Here is a 14,103-nt window from a genome sequence, read left to right as displayed (position 1 = left end):
TGACCCAAAACGCGAGTGCGTTTTGGATTAGCCCCCTTTTTTGTTTTATGTGTCTTTGCCTGTTGTGATCGAGACAGGGCCGCCTTCTGCAGTAGCGACGGTGTTGATCTCGTATTCGACCCGCTCCGTATGCTTGGGCGGCGCTGGTTTTCCATGTTTCGGCTTTTCATGGTCATGGCCTTTCAATTTATGGTTAAAGTGGACGCCTCGACCCATCGCCAATCCCCCCTTGTACGACAATTCCTCTTGCCTCTTTAGGGTGGGAAGAAACATCGTTTTTTATGCGTCTTGAGGAACAGGGGCAAAAAAAAAGAAGGGAAAAGCTCCCTCATCGTCCTACAGCCCAGCGTATTCCCCTGCTTCATCCGGCTGAGAGGCGCCGGCTTTTTCGAGCTCACGCACGAGATCGCGGTACTCGGCGAGCGAAATTTCCCCGCGCAAATACAGACGGCGGGCAAAATCAAGCAGTTCGTTCGCCTCAGCCGGTTCGCAATGTTTGACCGCCATAAACTTATGCTTTAACTCCGTCACGTTCATTGATGCTTTTCCCCCTTCCCCCTTTTTTACATCGTACCATGAAAATAGGAAGAAAGAATGATTTCGGAAAATTAAAACTTCCGACAAGAGGTGACATGTCCGCACACGTCGTCAGGCGTTTGCACATATACTAGTGGCAGCTCGCCTCCTTAGCCTAGGGGGAATCGATTATCAAACATGGGGGAGAGGAGACATGCACCGTTATCCGCGCCCAGTTTCGCCGCCGGTTTATGGACCATACGGCTCAGGCGGCCATTATAGTCCTTATTTTCACTATGGGGTTTCATCCTTCCCATCGGCGCCGGTTCACTGGCCTCATCTTCCGTCCGGCCATGCCGCGCCTCCCTCGTATCCGATGCCGTATCCAAAGCCAGGACCGCTTTTGCCGCCGCCGCGCCCGTCGTTTCTCGCCCAGTTTAAAAACAGCGACGGAACGTACGATATCAACAAAATGATGAGTACCGTGGGGCAAATGATCAATACGGTCAATCAAGTGAATGGCGTGTTGAAAGGATTGCTCGGTACGTTTAAAAAATGAAACCGCGTCATGGCGCGACGGTCGAGCGCGCTTGAAAAAGGGAAACCGCTCCGCCGTTTGCACGGGGAGCGGTTGTCACGTTGTCAAATGAGCAACTCATACACTTCATTGAGCTGATACACGCGCTCATAATCGCGCTCATCCATCGCATAGCGGATTTCATGGGGCAAAATGCGGTCCAAAAAGGCGCTTTCTTCTTGCGTTAAGTCGCGGACAAATTCCCCTTCGCCTCGGTATGGTTTGCTGATCAGTTTTTTGTAAATGCGTTTTGGGGTGTCGCTGTGGTGATCCAAATAGTTGGACAGCACTTCGCGCAAGTAAGCGAGTGTTTGTTCCATCATCGTCCGCCCCCTTCAAAAAAAGAGACAAACTCTTTGCTTGTGTTTGTGCGGCCTTGGACGTACGGATTTTCTTCCGTCACGCGGTCCGGGTCGAGGTTTGTTTTGATGACAAGCATCGGCTCATCCGACGGCTCGTTGATCAGTCGGTCGTTCAATTGTTTGAAATCGGGCAGTTTCGCCATTCGTTTTGCACCTCCTATCAGTAGCGTAGCTTGTCAGCCGAGAAAGTATGTATGCATCGTTTTGACCGCGGCAAGGCAAGCAAATGGCAAACAATAAGGGGGCGGCGGTGACAGACTGCAACGACAACTGGAAGCGGAAAAACAAATACACGAACAACCGTGAGGAAATCGCCAATGAATGGGTGATCAAAAAAGGAACGCCGGAAGAGGGCGAACGTTCCGGAAATTCACTCCATAAACAATAGAAGATGGACAAGAAACAAGCCGCTCCCCATGCAGGGAACGGCTTGTTTCACGCCCAAGCGCGGCGCTGGCCGTTGCCAAAATGGTTTTTGAACGCACACACAGGCTGGATCGTCTTCAATCGATATCGATATATTTCCGTTTTTGCGGCAGCTGGATGGTGAGCGTCCCATTTTGAAACGAGGCTTTCACCTCATGCTCAGCGACCGGATACGGAAACGGAATCAGCCGCGCCACGCGCCGCCGTGCGTGGCGGCGTTCGTATACATGGCCGTGATGATCTGCCGATTCAATGGTTTCATTGTGATCGACGATCAGCTGCAGCCCATCTTCCTGCCATTGCAAGCTGATTTGTTCCCTTTTGATGTCAGGCAGCCGGACAATGATTTGGTAATCGTGCTTCGTCTCTTTCACCTCGATCGGAATGTACGCGGCAGCAAACGTTTGTGCGAAATAGTCATCGAGCGTTTCAAACAGTTTTTGCAGCGGCCGTTCATCAAACCATTGATTCATCATTTTCCGCAAATGATGGAACGGGTGATGGCCTCCCCCATTGGCTGGTGGTTGAAATGATTCATTCATTGCGCTTCCCTCCCTTTTTTCAAAACAGCGAAATGACTCTGTCGGGACGCTGCCGATTGGCAAGGCGATTCACTGTCAATGTATGTACGGAGCGAAAAAAAAGCTACTCCGTACTTTTTTAGGGAGTTTTCATCTTGTTTTAACCCAGATGGAATATAATGACACCACCATCCATGAGATGCACATCAATAACGCTGTCGGTTGCCCGGCGGCGGGAGGAGGGATGGCGCGATGCATTGGGTTCATTGGTTGGTGACATTGTTTTTTTCTGGAACAGCCGTGTCGCTTCTTTCCTATCAAGCGTTGGAAATCGTTCAAGCCATTGTCGATTGGATCGTTGACCGCCACTCGTAAACAGCTGCCTGCGCCGCTTTTGGCCGATTCATTTTTGAGGGCGTCTCGAACAGGCGCCCCATTCCTTTTTTGACTGCTGGCTGTCCGTTGGCGGTGGATGATTTGTTGTGTATAGTGAAAGATGTATAAAATGAAAGCAAACAGCCGCAATGGAGGAGGAGCAGCTGATGAACGGACGTATTTTATTGATTGAAGATGAAGCCGGGCTCGCCCGGTTTTTGGAGCTTGACTTAAAGCACGAAGGCTTTGACGTGCATGTATGCGCCGATGGACGCGAAGGGCTCGAGCTCGCTCTTTCGGAGCAGTGGGATCTCATTTTGCTTGATGTGATGCTGCCGAGTCTCAATGGCATGGAAGTATGCCGCCGCATCCGGGCGGCGAAATCGACGCCGATCATGATGATCACAGCGCGCGACAGCGTGTTTGACCGCGTCATGGGACTCGATAACGGGGCCGATGACTACATCGTCAAACCGTTTGCCATTGAAGAGCTGCTCGCCCGCATCCGCGCCTTGTTCCGCCGCGTTCATCCGGAAGCGAACGCCCAAGTGTTGACGTTTAAAGATTTAGTCGTTGACGTGCAGGCGCGCACCGTGAAAAAAGGAGACGAATTTATTGAGCTGACGAAGCGGGAATACGACTTGCTCGTCGCCTTTATGCAAAACATCAATGTCGTCTTGACGCGTGATGCGCTCCTTGACAAAGTGTGGGGATTTGACGCCGAAGTCGAGACGAACGTCGTTGACGTCTATGTCCGCTACTTGCGGCAAAAGCTTGACGAACACGATAAAGAGCGGTATATCCAAACGGTGCGCGGCACGGGATATGTGATGCGGCCATGAAGAGGGAGGCGATTCGCCGGCTTTCGCTGAAAGGGAAGCTGACCGTTTTGTCTGCCGGGGCGATTTTCATTACGTATTTTGTGTTTACGTTTTTGCAATATCATGTGGTGAAACAATGGCTGCTGAAGGAAGAAGAAAAAACGATGGAACAAACGGTGGCGGAAATTGAAACCTATTACGCGGAAAAACGTAATCTATCGTGGGAGGAAATTCGCCGCAGCCGCGCGTTTTTGGAAAGGTTGAATGAACGATACCAACTCATTCGCGTCACGGATGAGAAAGGAAACGTCATCGTCTCCGTTTCAAATGGGGCAGCGGTGTCGCTATCGCCGAGCGAGATGCCCGACAAGCGGAAAATGGATGAGCATTTCATCAACAATGAACGGTTTTTGCTGCTCCGTCAGCCGATTCATATCAGCAACTTGCATGGAACGATCGAAATCGCCCGCCGGCTGGCGAGGTTCCAGCAAGTGACCAACACGCTCTTTCTCATCATGACGGCGATCGGCTTTTTGGCCATGGCCGCAAGCGCTGTCGCCGGCCGGTTCGTGGCGCAAAGCTTCGTCCGGCCGTTGCAAACGCTGGCCAAAACGATGGCCGACATCAAAAACAACGGGCTGAAACGGCGCATTGATGTGCCTCCGGCGCGCGATGAAATTGCGGAACTGATGGTGATGTTCAACGGCATGATGGATGAAATTGAGCGGTCGTTCGCCATGCAGCGGCAATTTGTCGAGGATGCGTCCCATGAACTGCGCACGCCGCTCGCCATTTTGCAAGGCCATCTTTCGTTGCTGCAACGGTGGGGGAAGCACAACCCGGAGATTTTGGAAGAATCGCTTGAGGCGGCGATGAAAGAGGCGGAGCGGCTGAAGCGGCTCGTTCTCGAGCTTCTGGACTTGTCGCGCGCCGAGGCGATCACGGTGCCGGATGAGGTCGCGCCGATGGATGCCGCGGCGGCTGTCGGACAAGTCGTCAAAAATTTCCGCGTCTTGCACCCGGACTTCCAATTTCTGATTGACCAGCCGGATAAGCCGATTGCGCGCGCGGCGATGGCGAAGCATCATTTTGAACAATTGCTGTTCATTTTGCTTGACAATGCGGTAAAATATTCTCAGCGAGTGAAACAAATCGCGATTTCCTTGCGCGAGGAAGGGCCGTTTGTCATCGTGTCCATCCGTGATTATGGCATTGGCATCCCAAAAGAGGAGCTGAAAAACGTCTTTTTGCGCTTTTACCGCGTCGACAAGGCGCGCAGCCGCGAACAAGGCGGCGCCGGGCTCGGCCTTTCGATTGCCAAGGAGATCATCGATAAGTACGGCGGGCAAATTGCGTTGGAAAGCGAAGTTGGGAAAGGAACGACGGTCGAACTGGCCATTCCGAAAGCGGAATAGGAGAGGAGCGTGAGGCAATGGGACATCCCCATGAGGAAGAGGCGGCAAGCAAAAAAGGGATTCATCACCTCGTTGAAAAATTCCGCAAGCGCGGGGTGAAAATCGCGACATGCAAACCGCGGACGATGATGTCGCTTGAATGCTTAGATGAGATCGACAAAATGAGAGGATGAATCGAAGAAAAGAAAATGGAAGCGAAACAGCGCATCATTCCGGCCATTAAAACGATGAAGCAATTTGACGCCTTTTTGTCAAGCGGTTACACGGTCGGCGTGTTGCTTGAGGTGCATATTGCCCAGTTAAAAAGCATCTTTGCCTATGCGCGCCGGCATGGCAAGGAGTTGATCATTCACGTCGACTTGGTGCAAGGGCTGAGCCATGATGAACATGCGGCGGAATACCTTTGCCAAGAGTTCCGCCCGCATGGCCTCATTTCCACGAAAGCGGGCGTCATTATGAAGGCGCGTCAAAAACGAGTCTTGGCCGTGCAACGCATCTTTTTGCTCGATTCTCATGCGTTGGAGAAAAGCTATCAGCTGATCGCCAAAACGAATCCGGACTGCATCGAAGTCATCCCGGGCGCCATGCCGCACATCATCCGCGAAGTGAAAGAACGGACGGGAAAACCGATTTACGCCGGCGGCCTCATTCGCACGGTCGACGATGTCGAGCGGGCGCTGGAAGCCGGCGCGGCATCGGTGACGACGTCAAATGAAACGCTTTGGCGCCATTATGACCGACCCCGCGGTGAGGAAGCCGGTGGAAGTCGTTGAAGCGTCGAGCTAGCCAAACGGGCGACGATCTGTTATAATGGAATCAACAAGTTAATTATCAGTCAGGAGACATGGAGAGACCATGCACACATGGTAGGCGAAGGCTTATCGTGTTTGCACTGGTCTCTTTTTGCCTTTTTTACAAAGGAGGAGTTTGACATGACGTTCTCAAGCAAACAGCGGAGCGATGTTCTTCAAGCGATGAGCGAAAAACAATATGATCTTCTCGTCATCGGCGGGGGGATCACCGGCTCTGGCATCGCCCTTGATGCCATCTCGCGCGGCATGACGGTCGCGCTTGTCGAGATGCAAGATTTCGCCGCCGGCACGTCAAGCCGGTCGACGAAGCTCGTTCACGGCGGCTTGCGCTACTTAAAGCAGTTCGAGGTGAAGCTTGTCGCGGAAGTCGGGCGCGAACGGGCGATTGTGTATGAAAACGGCCCGCACGTCACCACACCGGAGTGGATGCTGCTGCCCATTTACCGCGGCGGAACGTTCGGCAAGTGGAGCACGTCGATCGGCCTTTGGTTGTATGACCGGCTGGCCGGCGTCAAGCAAAGCGAGCGGCGCACGATGCTTAATGCCCGGCAGACGTTGGAAAAAGAGCCGCTCTTAAAGCGCGACGGCCTGATTGGCGGCGGCTATTACGTCGAGTATCGGACCGACGATGCCCGCTTGACGATCGAAGTGATCAAAAAAGCGGTCGAGCTTGGCGCCGACGCCGTCAACTATGTCAAAGCCGAACAGTTTTTGTATGACGAGCGCGGCCGCATCACCGGCGCCCGCTGCCGCGACCTGCTCGGCGGACGAGTGTATGACATCCGCGCCAAAAAAGTCGTCAATGCCGCCGGACCGTGGGTTGATGCGCTGCGCGACAAAGACGGATCGAAAACCGGCAAGCGGCTTCGGCTGACAAAAGGCGTCCATATCGTCATCGATCAAAAGCGTTTTCCGCTCAAGCAGGCCGTCTATTTTGACACCCCGGACGGCCGGATGGTGTTTGCCATTCCGCGGGATGGGAAAACGTATGTCGGCACGACCGATACATTTTATGACGATGATCCCGCTCATCCGGCCATGACCGAAGAAGACCGTGATTACTTATTGCAGGCGATTCACTACATGTTCCCGTCTGTCGGCGTCACTGCCGACGATGTCGAGTCGAGTTGGGCTGGCGTCCGTCCGCTCATTTATGAAGAAGGGAAAAACCCGTCGGAAATTTCCCGCAAAGACGAGATTTGGACATCGCCATCCGGCCTCATTACGATCGCCGGCGGCAAACTGACCGGCTATCGGAAAATGGCAGAAACGGTCGTTGACCTCGTCGCCAAACAATTGGAAAAAGAAGAGGGAAAAACGTTCCGCCCGTGCCAAACGAAACAGCTGCCAATTTCCGGCGGCGATGTCGGCGGCTCGCACCGGCTGCCGGCCTTCATCGCCGAAAAGACGAAGGAAGCGGCGCGCTATGGGCTGACAGAAGAACAAGGGGCGCGGCTGGCAAAACAGTACGGCACAAATGTCGACCGGCTGTTTGCGTTAAGCCAGCAATACGACCGCTCGTCCGGCTTAACGCGCGAAACGTTCGTCCGCCTCGTCTACGCCATCGAGGAAGAAATGGCGGTCAAACCAGTCGACTACTTCATCCGCCGCACCGGAGCGCTGTTGTTTGATATTGATTCGGTCCGGCGTGAGAAAGAGGCGGTTGTTGCGTTTATGGCGCGGTATTTTGGGTGGACCGAGGAAGAGCGGGACGTGTATGAGAAAGAACTCGACAAGGAACTGCGGCGTGCGGTGTTGGCGGAGGAAGGAGAGGAGTGAATGATCCTTTGAAGGAAATGATGAGCGCCTAAATCCAGGGCGCTTTTTTGATGGATTTTTTCGTAAAAATTAAGTAAAATTTAAACAAAAACAAAGCGGGGGAAGAGAATGTCAGTTGCATACAATCCGCAAACGAAGCAGTTTCGTTTGCGGGCGGGAAAGGCGAGCTACGTGATGCAGCTTTTCCGCTCCGGCTATTTGGCGCATGTCTATTGGGGAAAAGCGGTGCGCGATGTTCGAGGCGCGCGGGCGTTTCCGCGGCTCGATCGCGCGTTTTCCCCTAACCCCGACCCATCCGACCGCACGTTTTCGCTCGATACGCTGCCGCAAGAATATCCAGCTACGGCGGCGACGAGCTGATGTATGCCGGAGTGGCGGTGCCGCACCGCTTGGGCGATTTTATCAGCATGATGTGGCGATTGAAAGCCGTTCGATGATAGGGGGGATGATGCGGCCTGAGCGGATGCATCAGGGCGAAACAAACGAATCGAACCCGGCATGTTAGATGCCGGGTTCAAACTGTTTGAGCTTCTCGATAATGCGCCGCTTCCGATAAAGCATCTTCCCGGTTTCGGCGATGTCTTCCATAAACGATTTGTTAAACAGCGAACCGAAAATGACGCCGATGATCGGAACGGCTTGAAACAGCTTTTTCCATCCGTATTGGTCGCGGAACGTCATCATCACTTCCCGCCAGCCTTGCAGTTCGGAAAAGACGCGCCCGCGTTCATGGGAGAACGACGAAAGTTCGTCCAAAATCGCTTTTTTCCCGACGATGTCCGCCGCGGCAAACTGAAGGCATTTGACGACAAACACGCGCTCCTCTTTGTCCTTCGGATCGTATCCATACACGATGGCGATCTCTTGCAGCGTTTTCAGCGCTAAGCCGAGAAGCGCCGGAATGTCCACCGCCAACGTCAACGCCCCGCCGACCCCGGTCGCCGCCCCTTGCAGCTGGGCGAACGTGACGCGGGCATCAATCAACTCGTCGCAAACGCGATCCATCGTCGCAAGCGGCAAGTGCGGCACCTCGGCCAACGACGATACGCCAAGCTTGTCCAATACCTTTCCTTCATTCACTAAGTATTGCCCGCCGCTTTGAATATAGCTGCCCAGCTCATCAAGCAGCTGCCCGAGTTTTCGATGGACGGCTTTTGGCGTCAGCTTATCGAGCACTTGAAACGGCAAGCGGCCGAGCTTTTCCCAAAACCATAGGTCTTTTTGGGAGTGTTCCCACTGTTCGATTTGCTTTAGTTCTTTTTGCAGCTCCAGTATGGCATCCATGCTTGGGCCTCCTGTTCCTTCTTTATGTTTAGGATAAGTTGATTGTAACGAATTATACGGATGAAGGAAGGGCTTTGTTTCTAACAAGAAGCTTGTCGGTATAATCAAAATCGGAATTTTTCGTTGATGGATAGTAAAATTTTAACTAAAATATTTATTAGACTAGATGACCTTAAGGAGGCTTTTTCATGATCGCAGCTTTAAAACAACAATTTACCCAACTTTTTGGCGGCTCGGACGAAGCCATCTGCACTTTCTTCGCCCCCGGCCGCGTCAATTTGATCGGTGAGCATACGGATTACAACGGCGGGCATGTGCTGCCGTGCGCGCTTACGATCGGCACGTATGCGCTTGTCCGGCAAACGGATGAGCCGTTTGTCCGCCTTTACTCCCAAAACTTCCCGGAAACGGGAGTGATCACGGTCTCTTACGATGACTTGTCATACCGGAGCGAGCACGGCTGGGCGAATTACCCGAAAGGGATCTTGGCTGCGTTTCAAGCGTTACGTCCGCTTGAGACCGGATTGGACATTTTGTATTATGGAACGATCCCGAACGGCGCAGGACTGTCGTCATCCGCGTCGATTGAGCTCGTGACCGCGGTCATGCTCAACGAACTGTTCAGGCGCGGGCTTGACCAACTAGAACTTGTGAAAATGAGCCAAACCGTAGAAAATAAATACGTTGGCGTCAATTGCGGCATTATGGATCAGTTCGCCGTCGGCATGGGGAAACAAGATTGCGCCATCCTGTTAAACTGCCAGACGCTCGAGTACCGCTATTTGCCGCTCGTGCTCAACGATTGTTCGATTGTCATCGCGAACACAAACAAAAAGCGCGGCCTGGCGAACTCGGCGTACAACGAGCGGCGGGCGACGTGCGAGGCGGCTCTTGCGAAGCTGCAAAGCGTGCGGAACATCGCCTCGCTCGGCGAGCTGACAAGCGCGGAACTGGCCCGTTATGCACATCTTCTTTCCCCGCTTGAACAAAAACGGGCCCGCCATGCGGTGACGGAAAACGAGCGGACGCTTGAAGCCGCCCGGGCGCTTGAGCGCGGGGATCTCGTCCGCTTTGGCGAGTTGATGAAACAGTCGCATTTGTCGCTGCGCAATGATTACGAAGTGACAGGCGTTGAACTCGACACGCTCGTTGAAGCGGCATGGTCGCACGAAGGAACGGTCGGGGCGCGCATGACTGGGGCAGGATTCGGCGGCTGCACGGTGAACATTGTGAAAAAGGCATGCGTTCAAGATTTCATTGAACGGGTCGGAAACGCGTATGCCGAAAAAATCGGTTATGAAGCAAGCTTTTATGTCGTTGAAGTTGGTGACGGGGCGAGAGAACTCACGGGACTGGAGGAGATGAGCCGATGATTTTGGTTTGCGGAGGGGCAGGGTATATCGGCAGCCATGCGGTGTACCGTCTGCTTGAAAAAGGGGAGCACGTGGTCGTGGTGGATAACTTGCAGACGGGGCACCGGGAGGCGGTTCACCCTGATGCGGTGTTTTGCCAAGGCGATATTCGCGACCGCGATTTTTTGCGCGAGGTGTTTCGCCAGCACGACATTGAGGCGGTCATTCATTTTGCGGCGAACTCATTGGTCGGCGAAAGCATGGAAGAGCCGCTGAAATATTACGACAACAATGTGTACGGCACACAAGTGTTGCTTGAAGTGATGAAAGAATTTGGCGTCAAGCAAATCGTCTTTTCTTCAACTGCCGCGGTGTATGGGGAGCCGAAACAAATCCCGATCGTCGAAACCGACCCGACGGAACCGACGAACGCGTATGGAGAAACGAAGCTGGCGATGGAAAAAATGATGAAATGGGCGGACCGCGCCTATAGCATCCGCTCGATTTCGCTCCGCTACTTTAATGTCGCCGGGGCGTACGGCACGACAATCGGTGAGGACCACAACCCGGAGACGCATCTTATTCCATTGATTTTAAAAGTGCCGCTTGGCCAGTGCGAGGAAATCTACATTTTCGGTGATGACTACGACACGCCTGACGGCACGTGCATCCGCGACTACATTCATGTGCTTGATCTCGTCGATGCCCATTGGCTGGCGCTCGAGAAATTGCGGAGCGGGGCAGACAGCGATGTATACAATTTAGGCAACGGAAATGGATTTAGCGTCAAAGAAGTGATCGAAGCGGCTCGGCAAGTGACCGGACACCCGATCCCCGCCCGCGTCGTGGCGCGGCGCCTGGGCGATCCGGCGAGACTTGTCGCTTCATCGGAAAAAGCAAAGCGCGAGCTCGGCTGGGAGCCGAAATACCCGTCCATTGCGGACATTGTCGCGTCGGCATGGGAATGGCACAAAGCGCGGCCAAACGGCTATCGGGGTGTGTAAGTGATGGAACGAATTTGGACGTCGATTGAACAACTGATCCATTATGCGAAAAAGCACGGCCTTCTTCCCGAGGAAGATGTCGTCTACGCGCGCAACCGCCTGCTGGCAACGCTCCGACTCACGGAATGGCAGCCGGCCGAGGTCAAGGACGTTCCCTTGGCCTCGCCCGCTCCCATATTGGACGCTATGATTGATTGGGCGTACGAACAAGGATTGTTGGAAACGAATACAACGACCGAGCGCGATATATGGAATGCGAGACTGATGGACTGCGTCATGCCGCGGCCGTCGGAAGTGATCCGCGCCTTTTACGAGCGATACCGCCGCGACCCGCAGGAGGCGACGGACTGGTTTTATTCGCTGAGCCAAGCGTCCAATTACATTCAAACGGCGCGCATCGCCAACAATCAGCACTGGAAAGTGTCAACCACCTATGGAGAATTGGATATCACCATTAACTTGGCGAAGCCGGAAAAAGACCCGAAGGAAATCGTCAAATTAAAAGAGATGCCGTCATCCTCGTATCCAAAATGTGTATTATGCAAAGAAAACGAAGGATATGAAGGAACGTGGCGTCATCCAGCCCGTTCCAATCACCGTGTCATCCCGATCACGTTATTGGATGAACAGTGGTATTTCCAATATTCTCCCTACGTGTACTATCATGAACATTGCATCGTCTTTTCCGCCGAACATGTGCCGATGAAAATGGAGCGGAAGACGCTTAGCCGTTTGCTCGATTTCGTCGAAAAGTTCCCGCACTATTTCATTGGCTCGAACGCCGATTTGCCGATTGTCGGCGGCTCGATTTTAGTGCATGACCATTTCCAAGGAGGGCGCTATCCGTTTGCGATGGAAAAGGCGGAGATCGAAGAGTGTATCCCGTTGCCATCGTTTCCGTCGGTCACAGCCGGCATTGTGCGCTGGCCGATGTCCGTCATCCGTTTGACTGGACCAAAAGAGGACGTGTTGGATGCGGCTGCCTTTTTGTATGAAACATGGCGGACGTACAGCGACCCAAGTGTCGAGATTATGGCCTACAGCGGCGATGTTCCGCATAACACGATCACCCCGATCGCCCGGCGGCGCGGCGATTTGTTTGAGTTGGACATCGTTTTGCGCAACAATCGGACATCAGCGGAACATCCGTACGGCATTTTCCATCCGCATGAAGAATTGCATCATATTAAAAAAGAAAATATCGGCTTGATCGAAGTGATGGGGCTGGCGGTGCTGCCGGCACGGCTTGCCGTGGAACTGGAGACGCTGGCCGATTATCTCGTGCATCGGACAAAAAAAGAAGACTGGGACGAGTCGATGCATAAACATTGGGATTGGTGCGAAGCCATTCACTCGGCCTATCCGGACATCACGAAGGACAACGTCCATGACATTTTGCGGCACGAAGTCGGACAACGGTTTGTGACCGTGTTGGAACATGCCGGGGTGTTTAAGCGGGACAAGCGAGGGAAGGACGCGTTTCGCCGCTTTATACAGCACGCTGTGGAGCGCATGTCGTCTCTTGTTTAAATGCGGCGAAAAAACGCGTTTCATATGAAACATAAGGAAGGGATCGCAAACAGACGATGGCTACGTTAAAAGAAATCGCGGAAAAAGTCGGCGTTTCGGTCGCGACGGTGTCGCGCGTGCTTAATTACGATGCAACGCTGTCCGTTTCCGATGAAACGAGAAGGCGCATTTTTGAAGTCGCCCAAGAGCTGAACTACAAAACATTGCGGGAGCGAAGCCAGCAAGCGCGCGAATCGTTTCGCTTCGGGCTCATTCACTGGTATTCGGAGCGCCAGGAAATCGATGACCCGTATTATATGGCGATTCGCCTCGGAGTGGAAAAAGAGTGTTTTGACCGCGGCATCGAACTCGTCAAATTGTTTAAACAAAACGGCGCCTATCCGATTGAACGGATGGAGGCGCTCGACGGCATCATCGCCGTCGGAAAATTCGGGCCGAAGGAAGTCGAGGTTTTTGCCGCCGGGGCCAAACAAATTGTGTTTGTCGACTGTTCGCCTGATGAGCATCGGTTTGATTCAGTCGTCATCGACTTGCGTCAAGCGACGGTGACGGTGCTTGATTATTTGCTTCGGTTGGGGCATACGAAAATTGGCTATATCGGCGGCCGTGAATATGTCGACGGGGAAACGCCGATCCGCGATGAGCGCGAAGCGGCGTTTTACGAATATTTGTATGTCAAAGGGCTGTATGATTCCCGCTATGTATGGATCGGTGCCTTCACTGCTGAAGATGGCTATCGGCTGATGAAAGAGGCTGTTTCAGGCGGCGACTTGCCGACGGCGTTTTTCATTGCCAGTGATTCGATGGCGATTGGCGCCCTGCGTGCGCTGCATGAAGCCGGGATCGCTGTTCCGGAAGAGGCGGCGATTGTCGGATTCAATGATATTCCGACGGCCGCATTTCTTCACCCGCCGCTTTCGACGGTGAAAGTATACACAGAATTTATGGGTGAAACAGCGGTTGAGCTGCTCATCGAACGGTTGACGACGAAACGAGCGATTTGCAAAAAGGTCGTCGTGCCGACAGAGCTCGTCATCCGCTCAAGCAGCGAGGGCAACGAAAAGGGGAGCGGTCGATAAGCCGCTCCCTTCCGCATTAATGGAACTCGATATCAACGCGTTTTTTCGTTCCTGTCGTTGTTTTCGGGATATGAATGTCCAGCACGCCGTTTTTGTACGTCGCGCGAATGTTTTCCGTCGCCGCATCCGCCGGCAGGGTGATCGAACGCTGGAAGCGACCGAAGAAGCGTTCGCGCCGGTGCATTTGTTCTTCTCTTACATCGTGGTGGCGTTGAATCGTGCCGCTGATGGTCAACATGTTGTTCTGCAC

The 14,103-nt window shown here is 53.4% G+C and carries 21 protein-coding genes (1 of these 21 only partly in view); 14 read left to right on the top strand and 7 right to left on the bottom strand.

The genetic code is table 11. The annotated features are described in order from the left end of the window. Positions 1–45: 45 nt before the first annotated feature. Positions 46–216, bottom strand: coding sequence for a hypothetical protein (locus GHH_RS19200; RefSeq protein ID WP_013144930.1), 171 nt, complete (start codon positions 214–216; stop codon positions 46–48). A 120-nt stretch (positions 217–336) separates the two neighbouring features. Beyond that, entirely contained in the window at positions 337–537 is a 201-nt protein-coding gene (locus GHH_RS11085) for a YppF family protein (protein ID WP_011231648.1), read from the bottom strand. A 193-nt stretch (positions 538–730) separates the two neighbouring features. Between GHH_RS11085 and GHH_RS11080 the strand changes: the two genes are divergently transcribed. Further along, the gene (locus GHH_RS11080; protein ID WP_013144931.1) at positions 731–1,075 is read left to right on the top strand and encodes a YppG family protein; all 345 of its coding nucleotides are present in this window, start codon (positions 731–733) and stop codon (positions 1,073–1,075) included. An 83-nt stretch (positions 1,076–1,158) separates the two neighbouring features. Here GHH_RS11080 and GHH_RS11075 read toward each other — a convergent pair whose 3' ends face one another. Together GHH_RS11075 and GHH_RS11070 are read right to left on the bottom strand one after the other, a co-directional pair. Beyond that, entirely contained in the window at positions 1,159–1,413 is a 255-nt protein-coding gene (locus tag GHH_RS11075; RefSeq protein WP_015375250.1) for a sigma-G-dependent sporulation-specific acid-soluble spore protein CsgA, read from the bottom strand. Further along, positions 1,413–1,598, bottom strand: coding sequence for a hypothetical protein (locus tag GHH_RS11070; protein WP_011231645.1), 186 nt, complete (start codon positions 1,596–1,598; stop codon positions 1,413–1,415). Before GHH_RS11070 ends, GHH_RS11075 begins: the two co-directional genes overlap by 1 nt. Before the next feature lie 83 nt (positions 1,599–1,681). Between GHH_RS11070 and GHH_RS19195 the strand changes: the two genes are divergently transcribed. After that, positions 1,682–1,843 (top strand): hypothetical protein, encoded by a 162-nt coding sequence (locus GHH_RS19195; RefSeq protein WP_015375249.1) that lies wholly within the window; start codon positions 1,682–1,684, stop codon positions 1,841–1,843. Positions 1,844–1,958: 115 nt separating this feature from the next. Here the strand turns inward: GHH_RS19195 and GHH_RS11065 are convergent, their stop codons facing one another. Beyond that, positions 1,959–2,423: an Hsp20/alpha crystallin family protein gene (locus GHH_RS11065; RefSeq protein ID WP_011231644.1), complete on the bottom strand. Its 465-nt coding sequence runs from the start codon at positions 2,421–2,423 to the stop codon at positions 1,959–1,961. A gap of 231 nt (positions 2,424–2,654) precedes the next feature. Here GHH_RS11065 and GHH_RS19650 point away from each other — a divergent pair, with 231 nt between their 5' ends. The 8 genes from GHH_RS19650 (at position 2,655) to GHH_RS19730 (ending at position 8,041) form a co-directional block, all read left to right on the top strand. After that, complete coding sequence (locus tag GHH_RS19650) at positions 2,655–2,777, top strand: hypothetical protein (protein WP_013524106.1); 123 nt, start codon at positions 2,655–2,657, stop codon at positions 2,775–2,777. Positions 2,778–2,944: 167 nt separating this feature from the next. Then, the gene (locus tag GHH_RS11060; RefSeq protein WP_013144934.1) at positions 2,945–3,619 is read left to right on the top strand and encodes a response regulator transcription factor; all 675 of its coding nucleotides are present in this window, start codon (positions 2,945–2,947) and stop codon (positions 3,617–3,619) included. Beyond that, a complete protein-coding gene (locus tag GHH_RS11055) occupies positions 3,616–5,013 on the top strand; it encodes a HAMP domain-containing histidine kinase (protein WP_015375248.1) in 1,398 nt (465 codons plus the stop codon). The genes GHH_RS11060 and GHH_RS11055 overlap by 4 nt, the downstream gene beginning before the upstream one ends. A gap of 17 nt (positions 5,014–5,030) precedes the next feature. After that, the gene (locus GHH_RS19190) at positions 5,031–5,186 is read left to right on the top strand and encodes a hypothetical protein (RefSeq protein ID WP_015375247.1); all 156 of its coding nucleotides are present in this window, start codon (positions 5,031–5,033) and stop codon (positions 5,184–5,186) included. Positions 5,187–5,201: 15 nt separating this feature from the next. Then, positions 5,202–5,786 (top strand): glycerol-3-phosphate responsive antiterminator, encoded by a 585-nt coding sequence (locus tag GHH_RS11050; RefSeq protein WP_015375246.1) that lies wholly within the window; start codon positions 5,202–5,204, stop codon positions 5,784–5,786. A gap of 159 nt (positions 5,787–5,945) precedes the next feature. Continuing rightward, positions 5,946–7,604, top strand: a complete 1,659-nt coding sequence (locus GHH_RS11045; RefSeq protein ID WP_015375245.1) for a glycerol-3-phosphate dehydrogenase/oxidase — start codon at positions 5,946–5,948, stop codon at positions 7,602–7,604. A gap of 108 nt (positions 7,605–7,712) precedes the next feature. Continuing rightward, on the top strand, positions 7,713–7,964 hold the full coding sequence (locus GHH_RS11040) for a glycoside hydrolase family 36 N-terminal domain-containing protein (RefSeq protein WP_015375244.1): 252 nt from the start codon (positions 7,713–7,715) through the stop codon (positions 7,962–7,964). Then, positions 7,964–8,041 (top strand): hypothetical protein, encoded by a 78-nt coding sequence (locus tag GHH_RS19730; RefSeq protein WP_371198501.1) that lies wholly within the window; start codon positions 7,964–7,966, stop codon positions 8,039–8,041. Before GHH_RS11040 ends, GHH_RS19730 begins: the two co-directional genes overlap by 1 nt. 64 nt (positions 8,042–8,105) lie before the next feature. Here GHH_RS19730 and GHH_RS11035 read toward each other — a convergent pair whose 3' ends face one another. Then, positions 8,106–8,888 (bottom strand): EcsC family protein, encoded by a 783-nt coding sequence (locus tag GHH_RS11035; protein WP_015375243.1) that lies wholly within the window; start codon positions 8,886–8,888, stop codon positions 8,106–8,108. 188 nt (positions 8,889–9,076) lie between these two features. Here GHH_RS11035 and GHH_RS11030 point away from each other — a divergent pair, with 188 nt between their 5' ends. The 4 genes from GHH_RS11030 to GHH_RS11015 are packed head-to-tail and all read left to right on the top strand — an operon-like array spanning position 9,077 to position 13,853. Further along, positions 9,077–10,261 (top strand): galactokinase, encoded by a 1,185-nt coding sequence (locus tag GHH_RS11030; RefSeq protein WP_015375242.1) that lies wholly within the window; start codon positions 9,077–9,079, stop codon positions 10,259–10,261. Next, a complete protein-coding gene (gene galE / locus GHH_RS11025) occupies positions 10,258–11,244 on the top strand; it encodes a UDP-glucose 4-epimerase GalE (protein ID WP_015375241.1) in 987 nt (328 codons plus the stop codon). The genes GHH_RS11030 and galE overlap by 4 nt, the downstream gene beginning before the upstream one ends. A gap of 3 nt (positions 11,245–11,247) precedes the next feature. Then, positions 11,248–12,774, top strand: coding sequence for a UDP-glucose--hexose-1-phosphate uridylyltransferase (galT, locus tag GHH_RS11020; protein WP_015375240.1), 1,527 nt, complete (start codon positions 11,248–11,250; stop codon positions 12,772–12,774). 56 nt (positions 12,775–12,830) lie between these two features. Next, positions 12,831–13,853: a LacI family DNA-binding transcriptional regulator gene (locus GHH_RS11015; RefSeq protein ID WP_015375239.1), complete on the top strand. Its 1,023-nt coding sequence runs from the start codon at positions 12,831–12,833 to the stop codon at positions 13,851–13,853. 16 nt (positions 13,854–13,869) lie between these two features. Here the strand turns inward: GHH_RS11015 and GHH_RS11010 are convergent, their stop codons facing one another. Then, positions 13,870–14,103: the 3' portion of an Hsp20/alpha crystallin family protein gene (locus tag GHH_RS11010; protein WP_011231631.1), read on the bottom strand. The gene runs 210 nt beyond the window's last position; only the last 234 of its 444 coding nucleotides appear in the window; the start codon falls outside the window, past its right edge — the gene reads right to left on this strand; the stop codon is at positions 13,870–13,872.

Source organism: Geobacillus sp. GHH01 (assembly GCF_000336445.1).
Classification (GTDB): Bacteria; Bacillota; Bacilli; order Bacillales; family Anoxybacillaceae; genus Geobacillus; species Geobacillus zalihae.
The sequence above is the reverse complement of the archived record's forward strand: the minus strand, read 5'-3'. Positions and strand labels throughout refer to the sequence as shown.

Bases quoted from the DNA above. Each gene is read 5' to 3' on its own strand.
- GHH_RS11085 (WP_011231648.1), bottom strand. From the start codon at position 537: ATGAACGTGACGGAGTTAAAGCATAAGTTTATGGCGGTCAAACATTGC.
- GHH_RS11030 (WP_015375242.1), top strand. From the start codon at position 9,077: ATGATCGCAGCTTTAAAACAACAATTTACCCAACTTTTTGGCGGCTCG.
- galT (WP_015375240.1), top strand. From the start codon at position 11,248: ATGGAACGAATTTGGACGTCGATTGAACAACTGATCCATTATGCGAAA.
- GHH_RS19650 (WP_013524106.1), top strand. From the start codon at position 2,655: ATGCATTGGGTTCATTGGTTGGTGACATTGTTTTTTTCTGGAACAGCC.
- GHH_RS11060 (WP_013144934.1), top strand. From the start codon at position 2,945: ATGAACGGACGTATTTTATTGATTGAAGATGAAGCCGGGCTCGCCCGG.
- GHH_RS11045 (WP_015375245.1), top strand. From the start codon at position 5,946: ATGACGTTCTCAAGCAAACAGCGGAGCGATGTTCTTCAAGCGATGAGC.
- GHH_RS11070 (WP_011231645.1), bottom strand. From the start codon at position 1,598: ATGGCGAAACTGCCCGATTTCAAACAATTGAACGACCGACTGATCAAC.
- GHH_RS11055 (WP_015375248.1), top strand. From the start codon at position 3,616: ATGAAGAGGGAGGCGATTCGCCGGCTTTCGCTGAAAGGGAAGCTGACC.
- GHH_RS11040 (WP_015375244.1), top strand. From the start codon at position 7,713: ATGTCAGTTGCATACAATCCGCAAACGAAGCAGTTTCGTTTGCGGGCG.
- GHH_RS11015 (WP_015375239.1), top strand. From the start codon at position 12,831: ATGGCTACGTTAAAAGAAATCGCGGAAAAAGTCGGCGTTTCGGTCGCG.
- galE (WP_015375241.1), top strand. From the start codon at position 10,258: ATGATTTTGGTTTGCGGAGGGGCAGGGTATATCGGCAGCCATGCGGTG.
- GHH_RS11080 (WP_013144931.1), top strand. From the start codon at position 731: ATGCACCGTTATCCGCGCCCAGTTTCGCCGCCGGTTTATGGACCATAC.
- GHH_RS11050 (WP_015375246.1), top strand. From the start codon at position 5,202: ATGGAAGCGAAACAGCGCATCATTCCGGCCATTAAAACGATGAAGCAA.
- GHH_RS19200 (WP_013144930.1), bottom strand. From the start codon at position 216: ATGGGTCGAGGCGTCCACTTTAACCATAAATTGAAAGGCCATGACCAT.
- GHH_RS11035 (WP_015375243.1), bottom strand. From the start codon at position 8,888: ATGGATGCCATACTGGAGCTGCAAAAAGAACTAAAGCAAATCGAACAG.
- GHH_RS19195 (WP_015375249.1), top strand. From the start codon at position 1,682: ATGGCAAACAATAAGGGGGCGGCGGTGACAGACTGCAACGACAACTGG.
- GHH_RS11075 (WP_015375250.1), bottom strand. From the start codon at position 1,413: ATGGAACAAACACTCGCTTACTTGCGCGAAGTGCTGTCCAACTATTTG.
- GHH_RS11065 (WP_011231644.1), bottom strand. From the start codon at position 2,423: ATGAATGAATCATTTCAACCACCAGCCAATGGGGGAGGCCATCACCCG.
- GHH_RS19190 (WP_015375247.1), top strand. From the start codon at position 5,031: ATGGGACATCCCCATGAGGAAGAGGCGGCAAGCAAAAAAGGGATTCAT.
- GHH_RS19730 (WP_371198501.1), top strand. From the start codon at position 7,964: ATGTATGCCGGAGTGGCGGTGCCGCACCGCTTGGGCGATTTTATCAGC.